The organism is Pseudodesulfovibrio halophilus DSM 5663 (genome assembly GCF_059568665.1).
Genome location: NZ_JCANTV010000014.1, coordinates 161,452 through 173,963, shown reverse-complemented (window position 1 = coordinate 173,963; position 12,512 = coordinate 161,452). Strand labels below are relative to the sequence as shown.

The window sequence follows — 12,512 nt, the reverse complement described above, 5'->3', positions numbered from 1 at the left end:
TCATGCTGAAAAAGTTCATCAAGAAATCGAGAATAAAGTCGCCGTGGCTCGTCCACTTCGACTGCGGCTCATGCAACGGCTGCGACATTGAGACGCTGGCCTGCCTGACGCCCCTTTACGATGTGGAGCGCTTCGGCATCGTCAACGTGGGCAACCCGAAGCATGCCGACGTGCTGCTGGTCACCGGCACGGTGAACCACCGCAACAAGAAAGTGCTCAAGAACATCTACGACCAGATGCCCGAGCCCAAGGCCGTCATCGCCATCGGCGCGTGCGGGCTGTCCGGCGGCGTCTTCAGGGACGCCTACAACGTGGTCGGCGGCGTGGACAAGGTCATCCCCGTGGACGTCTACGTGCCCGGTTGCCCGTCCAAGCCCGAAGCCATCATCGACGGCGTGGTCGAGGCCCTGAACAAGTTCGCCGAAAAGGTCGAGGCCGCCGACTAGGGCCTCGCAGGGAGTAATATACGTGCAAGGAAAAGAATTCCCCGTCACCATCGAGAACGTGGTCAGCGAGACCATGCGCATGAAGAACGAGGGGTACCGCCTGGTGAGCATGACCTGCCGCCAGACCGGCGAAGCCGAAGCGGAGATCATCTACCACTTCGACAGAGACCTGAGCCTGGTACACCTGCGCATGTCCGGCGTGGATCTGAAACAGAGCGTGCCGAGCATCAGCGGCGTTTTCTTCGCCGCCATCATCGGCGAGAACGAAATGCGCGACCAGTACGACATCACCTTCGACGGACTCGCGCTGGACTTCAATCGCTCGCTTCTGCTCGACGAAGAGATATCCGCCGTCACCGTTCCCATGGTTAACAACGTCAAGATCGACCCGAAGGAAGGAGGTGCCGAATAATGGCAAGAACCATCATCCCCTTCGGACCCCAGCATCCGGTCCTTCCGGAGCCCATCCACGTCAAGCTCGCCGTGGAGGACGAAATCGTCAAGGAGGCCCTGCCGGCGCTCGGATACGTGCACCGCGGCCTCGAACGGCTCTGCGAAATCCGCGACTATCACCAGATGATTCAGGTCTGCGAGCGCGTCTGCGGCATCTGCTCCATGATCCACGCTGTCTGCTACTCGCAGGGCATCGAAGACATCATGGACGTTGAAGTGCCGGATCGTGCGCGCTTCCTGCGCATCATCTGGTCCGAACTGCACCGCATTCACTCGCACCTGCTCTGGCTCGGCCTCTTTGCCGACGCCTTCGGCTTCGAATCCCTGTTCATGCAGTTCTGGAAAGTCCGCGAACGCATCATGGACATCAACGAAGCCACCGCAGGCAACCGGGTCATCGTGTCCGTCAACGTCATCGGCGGCGTACGCACCGACCTGAGCGAAGAGCAGCTCCGCTGGATCCTGTCCGAACTCGAAATCGTCGAAAAGGAAGTCAAGAGGATGGAAGAAGTCATCCTCAACGACTACACCGTCTGCGCCCGCACCAAGGGCATCGGCGTCATGACCACGGAGCAGGCCTACGAGCTCGGCGCTGTCGGTCCCACCATGCGCGGCTCCAACATCGCGCAGGACACCCGCATGACCGGCTACGGCGCCTACGCCGACCTCGACTTCAAGCCGGTCGTCGGCCCCGACGGTGACAGCTGGTCCCGCTCCTACGTGCGCTTCCACGAAGTGTACCAGTCCATCGACCTCGTGCGTCAGGCCATCGTGAAACTTCCCGAAGGCGAACTGGCCGCCAAGGTCAAAGGCAAGCCCGATGGAGAGACCTACGTCCGCGTGGAACAGCCGCGCGGCGAATGCTCCTATTACATCAAGGCCAACGGGACCAAGAATCTGGACAGGCTGCGCATCCGCACCCCGACCTTCGCCAACGTGCCGCCGCTCATCGCGATGCTGCCCGAATGCGAACTGGCCGACGTGCCGGTCATCATCCTGTCCATCGACCCGTGCATAAGCTGCACGGAACGCTAGGAGGAACAGCATCATGATGAACATGACACCCCTCGTCCTCCGCAACCTGATGACCAAAAAGGCCACGCGCAACTATCCCTTCGAAAAGCGCGAACCCTTTGAAGGATTCAGGGGCGAACTCTACAACGACATCGACAACTGCATCTTCTGCGGCACCTGCTCCAGAAAATGCCCCGCGCAGTGCATCACCGTGGACAAGAAAACCGGCCTCTGGCAGTGCGACCCGTTCCTGTGCGTCTACTGCGGAATCTGCGCCGACACCTGTCCCACCAAGTGCCTGCACTTCTACGACGTGCACCGCTCACCCGCCGTGGAACGGCAGATGATCGTCATGCACGGCGAACCGCCCAAGCCCAAGAAGAAAGCCAAAAAAGAAGAATAACCCTGAAGCCCCCGCCACCCGGCGGGGGCTTTTTCGTCAGGGGAGGATGCCTCCGGCGGGCGGGGCGCTGCCCAGCACCCGGCAAAGGGGCCGGCCCCCTTTGCAATCCCCGGGTGCTCGCTCGCATGAATATAGCAGCTGCAGCCCCGCTGACAGATTAGGGTTTCCATAGGGGACTCGCTCCTTTGGTCCGCCTGAAAGGCCCAGCGGAGGCCCTGCAACACGGTTGAGCCGGTATCTTTTCTGATGTAGTTTTCTGATTCTATTGGAAGAGCATGCAGTATGTCGCGAACCATGTTTCGCAAAGAGATAAGGAGTACAGGTATGGCGAGTTTTTTCAGGGCGAATGAGATTGTACAGGCTGCGGTGGATATCGAGACGAAGGGCGAGGCCATGTACGAGAAGTTGGCTGGCCGTGCGCAGAGTGTGGGGACGCGTGAAGCGTTCGAGTTTTTGCGTGAGGAGGAGCGCAGGCACCGGGCGATCTTTTCCGGGATGCTTGGCGAGCTGGGTGAGATCGAATTGCCGGCGTGGAGTGATTCCGAGGAGTATGCGAGGTATCTGCATGATCTGATCGACACGCATATTCTGCTTGGCGGCAGCTGGGGCGACTCGCTTCAGGAGAAACTTGAGACTGACGAGGATGCGTTGCGGTTCGCGATGAAATTCGAGCGTGACACGATATTGTTTTTTACGGAGATGGAGCGGATGGTTCCGGACAGCGAGAAAGAGCATGTCCGGGAGTGCGTGGAGGAGGAGCGCCGGCACCTGCGAAAGCTGGCGGCCATGCTTTAGTCTTGTATCCTTCCGGAGAGTATTGAGATTCGGCGTGTGATCTCGCTTGAAGCAATTTGATTCGTGGTGTATCGCACTTGGCTCAGGAGACGTGTATGCACGATCAGGATGATTACAGACCGCCGAGTCGGTCGCAGCTCAAGCGCGACGCCACCGAAAGGCAGAAGCTGGGGCAGCGTTTGGCCGAATTGGGCGAGGAGACGCTTCGCAAGGCCGACATGCCGGAAGACTTGCGCGACGAGCTGTTGTTTTACAAGTCGTTGACCAAGAACGAGGCCAGGCGGCGCCAGATGCAACTCATCGGCAAGATGATGCGTGATATCGACCTCGGTGATATCCGCGAGTTCATTGCGGGGCTCGACGAGGCGCACCGTATTGGCACTCGCGCGTTTCATGCCGTGGAGCATCTTCGCGACAGGCTGGTGGACGGTGACGATTCCGCCGTGGACGAAGTGTACGAGCGGTATCCGGATATCGACGGGCAGCACTTCCGCCAGCTGGTGCGCAACGCACGGAGCGAGAGGGCCAAGGGCAAGACGCCCAAGGCATCCAGAGCGCTGTTTCGCATGTTGCGCGAACAGGAGAGCTGAGCTTCGTCGTCAAACCTTGACGCGGAGCCGTTCGACCTTATTTCTATAAGCGTGAAGAGAACACACCACGGCCTTTCGGCCGAAAGGAGCGAATCAAAGTGAAACATGAATATGCCGGTATCGTAACCGAGCTTGAAGATCGCGTCTGTCCCCACTGCAATATCCCCATGGAAGCCTGGCTGGCGCCGCCGGAAAGCGGATGGGGTGTCATTGTGGTTTGCAACAACAATGAATGTCCGCACTACGCCGGTTCCGACAAGGACATCATCAACAAGCGCGACGACTCTCGTCTGGGCTGCCGCTACGCGGAGAACCCCGAGAACGGATACAAGCCGATCAACCTGCTTGCCGTCTGCCGCTAACTGATTCTTCCCGAGCGCATCGCCCGGATTCGTCACTGCGAATCCGGGCGCTTTTTTGCGCGTCAGACTTTTCCCCGTGACCGCAAAGGGTGGCAGGCAGCGTGTTCTGCATCCGGAGATTCATAGTGAGAACAGCACCTCTCAGCGCATATCTGGCCCTGTTCGGCGGCGCCTGCCTCTGGGCGAGCTCCTTTGTCGTACTCAAGATCGGCTTTCAGGCATACGACCCCATGGTCATTGTCTTCGGCCGGATGCTGGTTGCCAGCCTGTGTTTTCTCACGGTCATCCGGAGCTTCAGGAATGTCGAGTACCGCAAAGGGGACTGGAAGCCGCTGCTGTTCATGGGGATCTGCGAACCGGGCTTCTACTTCGTGTTCGAGTCCATGGCGCTGACGTACACAGACGCGTCTCAGGCCGGAATGATCTGCGCTCTGGTGCCGCTTCTGGTGGCGTTCCCTGCCGCAGTGCTGCTCAAAGAGACCATCTCCAGGCGCACCATGGTCGGTTTCGGGCTGGCCATCAGCGGGGCGATCCTGCTTTCGGCCGCCGCGGAAACGACCGAGACTGCGCCGAACCCGGCGCTGGGGAACTTTCTGGAGTTTCTGGCAATGGTCTGCGCCACCGGCTACATGATTACCCTCAAGCGCCTCAGCCCACGCTACGGTCCGTGGTTCCTGACCATGATACAGGCCTTCATCGGCACGGCGTTCTTCTTCCCGTTGCTCTTTCTGCCGACCACGGAGCTGCCGACCGCCTTTGATCCAGTCGGGATCGGCTGCATCGTCTATCTCGGAGTATTCGTCACGCTGGCGGCTTACGGGCTTTACAACGTCGGCATGAGTCAGGTCCCGGCCAGTCAGGCGTCCACGTTCGTGAACCTGATTCCGGTCATAACCTTGCTGTTGGGATGGGCCATCCTCGGCGAACAGCTGACCCTCGTGCAATACGCTGCCTCGGCCCTCGTGTTGAGCGGCGTGTGGGTAAGTCAGGACAAGGCGGCGCAAACAGGCTGACTTTTCTCGCTTTTGCGTGTAGCAGATTCGTATGATCGAATCTTTCCGCGTCAATGGCCGAAACTTCCGTGCGAGACGCCCCTCCCGCTACGAAAAGTTCTGGGCACTGGTGGAGCAGAACCGCTGGGAGCCAGCGACGTTTCAGGTATTGGAAGACTACCTGCCGCCCGGCGGTTCCTATGTGGACGCAGGCGCGTGGATAGGGCCGACGCTTCTCTATGCGGCCGGCATTGCGGGGCGCTGCACGGCGTTCGAGCCAGACCCGGCCGCCTTTGATGAGCTGCGGAAAAACCTTTCGCTCAACCCCGAGCTGGCCTCGCGGTGCACTCTGTACAACAGCGCGCTTACCGATCACGCGGGACACATAGCGCTGACGCCTCCGGGCGAGGCCGGTAAGAGCGAGACCAGTTCGCTGGAGCCCGAAGCGGAGAACACATTTCGGGCCGAGGCCGTGGATGTGGCGGACGCTTTCTCGCACGAGCTGGCGGACACGGATTTTCTGAAGATGGACATTGAAGGCGGTGAGTACGCCGCCATTCCGGCCATGCGGGATTTCCTCTCGGCGAAACGGCCCGTGGTGCTGCTTTCGCTGCACCCACGTATGCTCGCCAAAGCCGGATGCGATCCGGAGAAGGAGTCGGTGCGGCTGCTCGCCGCCTTCTCGGGCTACACGCGTCTTTATTCCGTTGGGCGCGACTCCCTGACGGAACCGGCCGGTATCCGAGTCGGAGAACAGGCCGGTTTCAGCTCGGTGCCTCAGGGCACGCTGCTGCTTCTTCCCTGACAATTCCTGCGCGCCGGAGCCGGGGCTAGTCGGTTTTGCGGTCCGGAAACGCCCGGCCTGCAATCCACTTGACCTGACGGCAGATGCCCATGAGCAGGTTGAACTCGTTGCGCTTGAGGTTCATGCGAGCCATGAAGCGGCGCACGGGCATCATCCAGTAGTCGGTGTTGGTGTCACGCAGATAGTCGACGGCCAGCAGCGTCTCTCGCAGATTGGAGAACAGCGCCTCCTGTTCCTTCACGGTACACAGCCGTTCTTCCGGCGGGCCTGCGGGCCTGAACGGTTCGGAGAGCGCCTCCTTGAAGCACTCGTACAACAGAATCAGCACGGCCTGGGCCAAGTTGAGCGACGTCCCCTGACGATTGGTGGGGATGGTCACCAGCCCGGTGCAGAGCTGCGTCTCATCGTTGGTCATGCCCGTGTCCTCCGGGCCGAAGACGATCGCAACCTGACCGTTCATGCGGACTTTCTCGCCCACGACTCCGGCCATGGTGGCGGGGGCCATGACACCCTTGCGCCATCCGCCGGTGCGTGCCGTGGTGCCGTAGGCGGCGGAGCAGTCGTCCAGGGCTTCCTCAAGGGTTTCCGTGATGCGGGCGCCCTCGAGGATATGTTTGGAATGCACGGTCGCCAGCGGCATGGCACGTTCAATGTCGAAGTATCGCGGGGCAACGAGGGTGAGGTTCGGACAGCCCATGTTCAGGCAGGCCCGGGCGACGGAGCCTATGTTTTCTGGATACTTGGGCCGCACCAGTACGACCGTGACGTTGTCGAGCATGAAGTCCTCCGGATGAATGGCTGATTGTCACACAGCGGCGAAAGAGTCAATCCGTGCAGCGGATGGCCGAATGGGCGTGAATGCCGGATATACGCCATCTTGACTCGCTGTTGCGCACCTTCTACTAATGACGAATTCTCGTACTACAACCCCGGAGGCTGCACATATGGCACTGTTCACCAAGGAAGAGGCGCTCAAATACCACGAGGACAAGCGCCGCGGTAAGCTCGAAGTCTTCTCCATCAAGCCCTGCGACACCCAGAAGCACCTTTCCATGGCCTACTCGCCCGGCGTGGCCGAGGCCTGCCGCGCCATCCACGCGGACAAGGAAGACTCATACCGCTACACCAACAGGGGCAACCTGGTGGCAGTCGTCTCCAACGGAACCGCCGTGCTCGGCCTCGGCAACATCGGCCCCGAAGCGGCCAAGCCGGTGATGGAAGGCAAGGGCGTTCTCTTCAAGATTTTCGCGGACATCGACGTGTACGATCTCAATGTCGACGCCGCCACGCCCGACGACGTGGTCAACTTCTGCCGCGTGCTCGGCCCGACCTTCGGCGGCATCAACCTTGAAGATATCAAGGCTCCGGAGTGCTTTGAAATCGAACGTCGCCTCAAGGAAGAGATGAACATTCCGGTCTTCCACGACGACCAGCACGGCACCGCCATCATCTCGGCCGCAGGCATCATCAACGCCCTTGAAATCTCCGGCAAGAAGATCGAGGACATCAAGATCGTTGTCTCCGGCGCGGGTGCCGCTGCCATCGCCTGCTCCGACCTGTATGTGGCCATGGGCGTGAAGCGCGAGAACATTTTCATGTTCGATTCGCGCGGCCTCATTCACGAAGGACGCGACGACCTGAACGACTTCAAGCGCCACTACGCGCAGGACAAGGACTACGGCACGCTCGCCGACGTCATGAACGGCGCCGACATGTTCCTCGGCCTCTCGGTCAAGGACGCCATCAACGCCGAGATGGTCAAGACCATGTCCGAAAACGCCATCATCTTCGCCTGCGCCAACCCGGACCCGGAAATCCCGTACCCGGTGGTCAAGGACGTCCGCCCGGACATCATCATGGGCACCGGCCGTTCCGACTTCCCCAACCAGGTGAACAACGTACTCGGCTTCCCCTTCATCTTCCGAGGCGCGCTCGACTGCCGCGCCAGCATTATCAACGAGGAAATGAAGATCGCCGCCGCGCAGGCGCTTGCCGACCTCGCCAAGGAGCCGGTCTCCGACGAGATCTGCAAGGCATACGCCGTGGACAAGCTGGAATACGGCATCGACTACATCATCCCCAAGCCGCTCGACCCCCGCGTGCTGACATGGCTCGCCCCGGCCGTGGCCAAGGCCGCCATGGATACCGGCGTGGCGAGCAAGCCGCTCGATCTTGATGCATACGTCAAGGAACTGGAAGAGCGCATGGCCGCGTCCAAGGCACGCACCAAGGGCGTTGTCGAGTCCTTCGGCTACGACTTTTAACCGTCTGGAAACCGGGGGCGGTTCGCCGCCCCCCTCAAGCGAGGAATGATGAAACACTACGCCCTTGGGCCGATGCTCGTCCTGCTGGTCGCCCTGACCCTGGTCGGCGGCTGCCGACATTCCATGGACGCCTCCGCCGTGAGTGACGCTCCCCGCTTCGCCGGGAGCTGGCTGACCCGCTCGGACGCCCTGCGCATTGCCAGCGCCCTCGGTCATGCTCCGGACCGCACCCCGGTTCACTGGGACAACGACCAGACCGGCTATCAGTATTCCATGACCGTATTCAGGACCATGGACGAACAGGCCGGAGAAAAGCGGATATTTTCGATTCTCTCCACTGCGCCTGACGGCACCGCGCAGGTACTCGACCTCAGGGGGATCAGTTACGAGCCCGGACGCTGGGATATCTCGGCCGAACGCCTGTCCGAGGTGGTCGGCAAGGCCAGCAGGCTCAAACTCGCGGGCAGTCGTTCACCCCGTGGTTCGGTCTCGGGCGACGGCCCGTTTCCCGGTTTTCCGGTGATCGAAAATGAATGAGGAGCTGCGCCGGGACTTGATGAAGCTCGCCAAGGAGCGGGGCGTGGACGAGCAGGAGCTGCTGGCGGTGCTCGCCGGGCTTCCCGATGTGCCGGGCCCGTTGCACGAAACCCTTGAGGCGGTGCTTGCCTATCTCGGGGACTGCGAACGCAATATGCGCGAGGATCAGCGGTAGCGTTTGAGGAAGGCCGAAACGGTGCCGGCGACCTGAGGAGAGTAGAGCAGCCAGACGTGCGACATGGGTTCGCAGTCGTGCAGCTGCCATCCCGCCCCCGGGTTCAGATGCTTCAGAGGAAAGACGAAGTCGTCAACCGGTGAATAGACGGCCAGCTTGGGGACATCCGCGTCCTTGATCGTACGCTGGGCGCGACAGGCCACCCCGTCCGGCTTGAGGGACCGCGCCAGCGCGCCCACGCCCACATGCGCGAGGTCGCTCCCGCCGAATGGGGAGCCGAGCGTCACCAACGCTCCAACGCGCTCCCGGAACTCTTCCTCCGAGGCGACCACCCGCAACAGCACTCCGCCGAGACTGTGCCCCACCAACAGCACCTTTCTACCCGGATTCGCATCCAGCGTCCGCCGCAGTTCACGTCGAACCGTGGTCATGGCGTCATCAAAACCGCCGCGCCAGCTGCCGTAGGTGATGGCGCGAACACTCGTAAATCCCTCATCGGCAAGCGATCTGCGAAAGAAGCGCCATGCCGATCTGTTATGATACAGTCCGTGAACCAGCAGGACCGGCGTACCTCGCCCGTTGGGTACTTCCTCGCGCCCCAATCCGAGCGGGAACAGCGCAGGCGCCGTGGCTTCGCTGAGAATTCCGGTAAGGTACGCCCGAAGCAGGGACAGCGACAGCCCTCGGGTGCAGAGCTCGCGAACCTCGTCCCACTGTCCGGCCCTGCGGTTGGAAGCCGTAAAAAGCACCATCCGCAACAGAGGCAGTGTCACCAGAATTCCAATGACCGCATATAATATATAAAGCATGGTGCGATGATGTGCCTGATCGAAAAAAGAGTCAACAACTTGAACAGGCGCGTCGCGAGATGTAACCTCCCAAGCACATTCAAGAACAAGGAGCGCACATGACTGCCACACTCTGCCTCGACATCGGCTCCGGTACACAGGACGTCCTGCTGCACCTCCCCGAGCGGGAAATTGAAAACTGCCCCAAGTTCATCCTGCCCACTCCCTCGGTCCGTATTGCTCAATACCTCACGCAATACACTGCGCAAGGTCAGCCTGTCTGGCTGCACGGTCGCATCATGGGCGGCGGTATCGGAGGAGCCGTCCGCAAGCACCTCAAGGCCGGAATGCCCATGGCCGCCACCCGACAGGCAGCCCTGACCCTCAACGACGATCCCGCCAAAGTCGAAGCCATGGGCGTCACCCTCACCGAAGAGTGCCCGAAGGGATATCAACCGCTCGAGTTGCTCGACTTCGATCGCCTCTGGTGGGATCGCTTCCTTGATGCCGCCGAACTGCCCCGCCCTGACCGCATTGCCGCCTGTGCTCAGGATCACGGCCACCACCCCGGGGAATCCAATCGGATGGGACGTTTCAAGATTTGGGAAGACCTGCTGACCACCCATGACGGCGACCCCGCAGCGCTCATCTACAACACCCCGCCCAAGATGATGACCCGGCTTCAGGACCTCCACGAGTCAGCCGACAACGCCGTCACCGCCGATTCTGGTTCCGCAGCCGTTCTCGGTGCGCTCTTCGACCCGGAAATCGAAGAACGCGCGAGAACCAAGGGGATGACCCTCGTCAACATCGGCAACAGTCACACCATTGCCTTCCTGCTGCACGGCGGCCGAATTCACGGCGTCTACGAACAACACACCGGCTGCCTCAAACCCGAAAAACTCTGGCAGGACCTGAAGGATTTTCGAGAAGGCAAACTGACCTTCCAGCAAGTCTTCGACGAATGGGGCCACGGCTGCCTGACTCTCGCCATCAGCAACATGGCCGACAAGTTCCCCGAAACCGTCGTACTCGGCCCAAGAAGAGCCATGCTGCAAGGATTCGACGCAACCTTCCCCGCACCCGGCGGAGACATGATGCTCACCGGCTGCTTCGGACTCGTCAAAGGCATGGAAATGCTTGGGATTTAAAAGAGGCCTCCGGCGGGCCCTTCAGGCGGACCAAAGGGGCGGGCCTCCTTTGGAAAACCTGTTTTGTCAGCGGAGTTGCAGCTGCCGGGACCATGCGATCGCACAGCTCGCGTTCAAGCTGCAACACCGCTGACGGGGATTTGGGCATATTGTTTCGGCCTACGCCAAAAGACCATAACCCATTGTCAGCAATCCCCATCCAGCATTTATCCTCCGCGGTCAGGCAAAAAAACCACCATTGATACCCGCCCGGAAAGCAACACCATGAGCTCTCCTAAAGGCTTTCGGACTACTTGGGCGGTGTTGCTTTCCGGGCAACCCAGGGATTGCAAAGGGGGTCCGCCCCTTTGCCGGGTGCAGGGCAGCTGCCCTGCCCGGCGGAGGCCGCTTGGGACCAAAAAAGGGGCCTCCGGGAGCGCTTTTCTTTTATGGAGAATGCTTGGAATATAAAAGATGTCTCCGACGGGCCCTTCGGGCAGACCCTTTCAGGGGGACCAAAGGGGCGGGCCCCCTTTGGAAACCCTGTTTTGTCAGCGGAGTTGCAGCTGCCGAGACCATGCGACCGCACAACTCGCGTTCAAGCTGCAACACCGCTGACGGGGATTTGGGGTAAACATTAGGCTAAAGGCTATGCACCACACCCACAAATTAACCCTCAACCTTTAGCCAAGAAAGAATAGCACCATGGTTCCGCGCCCGGAAAGCAACACCATGAGCTCTCCTAAAGGCTTTCGGACTACTTGGGCGGTGTTGCTTTCCGGGCAACCCAGGGATTGCAAAGGGGGTCCGCCCCTTTGCCGGTTGCAGGGCAGCGCCCTGCCCGCCGGAGGCCTCTCCTCCCGCACAAAAAAAGGGGCTCGCAAGAGCCCCTTTTTATTTTTTGAATAGCAGTGAGGAACTACAGTTCGTTCGGCAGTTCCTTGAGTTCGGCGTAGGTGAACACCGGTCCGTCGGCGCAGACGTATTTTGTGCCGATGTTGCAGCGTCCGCAGATGCCCACGCCGCATTTCATGCGTTTTTCGAGCGTGGTGACGATGTCTTCGTGTGCGAAGCCGAGCTTTTCGAGGGCCTGGACCGTGAACTTGATCATGATCGGCGGGCCGCAGGTGACGGCGACGGCGTTTTTGGCGGCGGGTTCCATGTCCAGCAGGACGTGGGGGATGAGTCCTACGCGGTGCTGCCAGTCGTCGCTGCCGGTGTCGGCGGTGAGGACGAGTTCCATGTCGTCGCGGGCCATCCATTCGTCGAGGTCTTCCTGATAGCAGAAGTCGGCGGGCGAGCGGGAGCCGTAGAGTACGGTGATCTTGCCGTAGTCGTCGCGGTTGTCGAGCATGTAGAGCAGCAGGGTGCGCAGGGGGGCCATGCCGATGCCGCCTCCGACGAAGACGATGTCCTTGCCTTTCATCTGCTGTGCGGGGAAGGCGTTGCCAAGCGGGGCGCGCACGCCGACCTTGTCTCCGGCCTTGAGGCCGTGCAGGGCGCGGGTGACTTCGCCTGCTTCCATGACGCTGAACTGCAGGTAGTCCATGCGTGTCGGGGGCGAGTTGATGACGAAGGTGGACTCCCCGGTGCCGAAGACGGAGAGTTGTCCGACCTGACCGGGTTCGAAGGTGAAGGCCTTCATCTTGTCTTCGTCGTCGAGCCTGACGCGGAAGGTCTTGATGTTAGCGGTTTCCTGCACCACCTCCAGAATGGTGGCCTTTTCAGGGAGATACGGGTTCTTGCAGTCGCACATGG

16 protein-coding genes are annotated in these 12,512 nt (G+C 60.7%); 13 read left to right on the top strand and 3 right to left on the bottom strand.

The features are described from left to right. The first annotated feature begins 2 nt into the window (after window positions 1-2). The 9 genes from BR24_RS14285 (at window position 3) to BR24_RS14245 (ending at window position 5,860) form a co-directional block, all read left to right on the top strand. Complete coding sequence (locus tag BR24_RS14285; RefSeq protein ID WP_018125729.1) at window positions 3-446, top strand: NADH-quinone oxidoreductase subunit B family protein; 444 nt, start codon at window positions 3-5, stop codon at window positions 444-446. A gap of 22 nt (window positions 447-468) precedes the next feature. Beyond that, window positions 469-858 carry an NADH-quinone oxidoreductase subunit C gene (locus BR24_RS14280; protein WP_496542155.1) on the top strand — a complete coding sequence of 130 codons (390 nt, stop codon included), beginning with the start codon at window positions 469-471 and terminating at the stop codon, window positions 856-858. Further along, window positions 858-1,934, top strand: a complete 1,077-nt coding sequence (locus BR24_RS14275; RefSeq protein ID WP_496542154.1) for a hydrogenase large subunit — start codon at window positions 858-860, stop codon at window positions 1,932-1,934. The genes BR24_RS14280 and BR24_RS14275 overlap by 1 nt, the downstream gene beginning before the upstream one ends. Window positions 1,935-1,947: 13 nt before the next feature. Beyond that, window positions 1,948-2,316, top strand: a complete 369-nt coding sequence (locus BR24_RS14270) for a 4Fe-4S binding protein (RefSeq protein WP_496542153.1) — start codon at window positions 1,948-1,950, stop codon at window positions 2,314-2,316. 324 nt (window positions 2,317-2,640) lie between these two features. Then, window positions 2,641-3,111, top strand: coding sequence for a ferritin-like domain-containing protein (locus BR24_RS14265; RefSeq protein ID WP_496542152.1), 471 nt, complete (start codon window positions 2,641-2,643; stop codon window positions 3,109-3,111). A 95-nt stretch (window positions 3,112-3,206) separates the two neighbouring features. Next, entirely contained in the window at window positions 3,207-3,701 is a 495-nt protein-coding gene (yjgA, locus tag BR24_RS14260) for a ribosome biogenesis factor YjgA (protein WP_496542151.1), read from the top strand. A gap of 98 nt (window positions 3,702-3,799) precedes the next feature. Then, window positions 3,800-4,063 (top strand): hypothetical protein, encoded by a 264-nt coding sequence (locus tag BR24_RS14255; RefSeq protein WP_496542150.1) that lies wholly within the window; start codon window positions 3,800-3,802, stop codon window positions 4,061-4,063. A gap of 125 nt (window positions 4,064-4,188) precedes the next feature. Next, window positions 4,189-5,076, top strand: a complete 888-nt coding sequence (locus tag BR24_RS14250; RefSeq protein WP_496542149.1) for a DMT family transporter — start codon at window positions 4,189-4,191, stop codon at window positions 5,074-5,076. 31 nt (window positions 5,077-5,107) lie between these two features. Then, entirely contained in the window at window positions 5,108-5,860 is a 753-nt protein-coding gene (locus BR24_RS14245; RefSeq protein WP_496542148.1) for an FkbM family methyltransferase, read from the top strand. Window positions 5,861-5,885: 25 nt separating this feature from the next. Here BR24_RS14245 and BR24_RS14240 read toward each other — a convergent pair whose 3' ends face one another. After that, window positions 5,886-6,638 (bottom strand): RNA methyltransferase, encoded by a 753-nt coding sequence (locus BR24_RS14240; protein WP_496542147.1) that lies wholly within the window; start codon window positions 6,636-6,638, stop codon window positions 5,886-5,888. Between the two features lie 166 nt (window positions 6,639-6,804). Here BR24_RS14240 and BR24_RS14235 point away from each other — a divergent pair, with 166 nt between their 5' ends. The 3 genes from BR24_RS14235 to BR24_RS14225 are packed head-to-tail and all read left to right on the top strand — an operon-like array spanning window position 6,805 to window position 8,836. After that, window positions 6,805-8,124 carry a malic enzyme-like NAD(P)-binding protein gene (locus BR24_RS14235; protein WP_496542146.1) on the top strand — a complete coding sequence of 440 codons (1,320 nt, stop codon included), beginning with the start codon at window positions 6,805-6,807 and terminating at the stop codon, window positions 8,122-8,124. Window positions 8,125-8,172: 48 nt separating this feature from the next. Beyond that, a complete protein-coding gene (locus BR24_RS14230) occupies window positions 8,173-8,661 on the top strand; it encodes a hypothetical protein (protein WP_496542145.1) in 489 nt (162 codons plus the stop codon). Beyond that, on the top strand, window positions 8,654-8,836 hold the full coding sequence (locus BR24_RS14225; protein ID WP_496542144.1) for a hypothetical protein: 183 nt from the start codon (window positions 8,654-8,656) through the stop codon (window positions 8,834-8,836). The genes BR24_RS14230 and BR24_RS14225 overlap by 8 nt, the downstream gene beginning before the upstream one ends. Here BR24_RS14225 and BR24_RS14220 read toward each other — a convergent pair. Next, window positions 8,827-9,645, bottom strand: coding sequence for an esterase/lipase family protein (locus BR24_RS14220; protein ID WP_496542143.1), 819 nt, complete (start codon window positions 9,643-9,645; stop codon window positions 8,827-8,829). The two genes, BR24_RS14225 and BR24_RS14220, sit on opposite strands and share 10 nt — an antisense overlap. Window positions 9,646-9,743: 98 nt before the next feature. On the opposite strand from BR24_RS14220, the gene BR24_RS14215 reads away from it, so the two are divergent. Continuing rightward, complete coding sequence (locus tag BR24_RS14215) at window positions 9,744-10,775, top strand: DUF1786 domain-containing protein (protein WP_496542142.1); 1,032 nt, start codon at window positions 9,744-9,746, stop codon at window positions 10,773-10,775. Window positions 10,776-11,673: 898 nt separating this feature from the next. On the opposite strand, the gene BR24_RS14210 is transcribed toward BR24_RS14215, so the two are convergent. Continuing rightward, complete coding sequence (locus BR24_RS14210) at window positions 11,674-12,510, bottom strand: FAD/NAD(P)-binding protein (protein ID WP_496542141.1); 837 nt, start codon at window positions 12,508-12,510, stop codon at window positions 11,674-11,676. Window positions 12,511-12,512: the final 2 nt, after the last annotated feature.

Coding starts and splice junctions, on each gene's coding strand:
- BR24_RS14285 (WP_018125729.1), top strand. CDS start 3: ATGCTGAAAAAGTTCATCAAGAAATCGAGAATAAAGTCGCCGTGGCTC.
- BR24_RS14275 (WP_496542154.1), top strand. CDS start 858: ATGGCAAGAACCATCATCCCCTTCGGACCCCAGCATCCGGTCCTTCCG.
- BR24_RS14270 (WP_496542153.1), top strand. CDS start 1,948: ATGATGAACATGACACCCCTCGTCCTCCGCAACCTGATGACCAAAAAG.
- BR24_RS14265 (WP_496542152.1), top strand. CDS start 2,641: ATGGCGAGTTTTTTCAGGGCGAATGAGATTGTACAGGCTGCGGTGGAT.
- yjgA (WP_496542151.1), top strand. CDS start 3,207: ATGCACGATCAGGATGATTACAGACCGCCGAGTCGGTCGCAGCTCAAG.
- BR24_RS14245 (WP_496542148.1), top strand. CDS start 5,108: ATGATCGAATCTTTCCGCGTCAATGGCCGAAACTTCCGTGCGAGACGC.
- BR24_RS14240 (WP_496542147.1), bottom strand. CDS start 6,638: ATGCTCGACAACGTCACGGTCGTACTGGTGCGGCCCAAGTATCCAGAA.
- BR24_RS14235 (WP_496542146.1), top strand. CDS start 6,805: ATGGCACTGTTCACCAAGGAAGAGGCGCTCAAATACCACGAGGACAAG.
- BR24_RS14230 (WP_496542145.1), top strand. CDS start 8,173: ATGAAACACTACGCCCTTGGGCCGATGCTCGTCCTGCTGGTCGCCCTG.
- BR24_RS14225 (WP_496542144.1), top strand. CDS start 8,654: ATGAATGAGGAGCTGCGCCGGGACTTGATGAAGCTCGCCAAGGAGCGG.
- BR24_RS14220 (WP_496542143.1), bottom strand. CDS start 9,645: ATGCTTTATATATTATATGCGGTCATTGGAATTCTGGTGACACTGCCT.
- BR24_RS14215 (WP_496542142.1), top strand. CDS start 9,744: ATGACTGCCACACTCTGCCTCGACATCGGCTCCGGTACACAGGACGTC.
- BR24_RS14210 (WP_496542141.1), bottom strand. CDS start 12,510: ATGTGCGACTGCAAGAACCCGTATCTCCCTGAAAAGGCCACCATTCTG.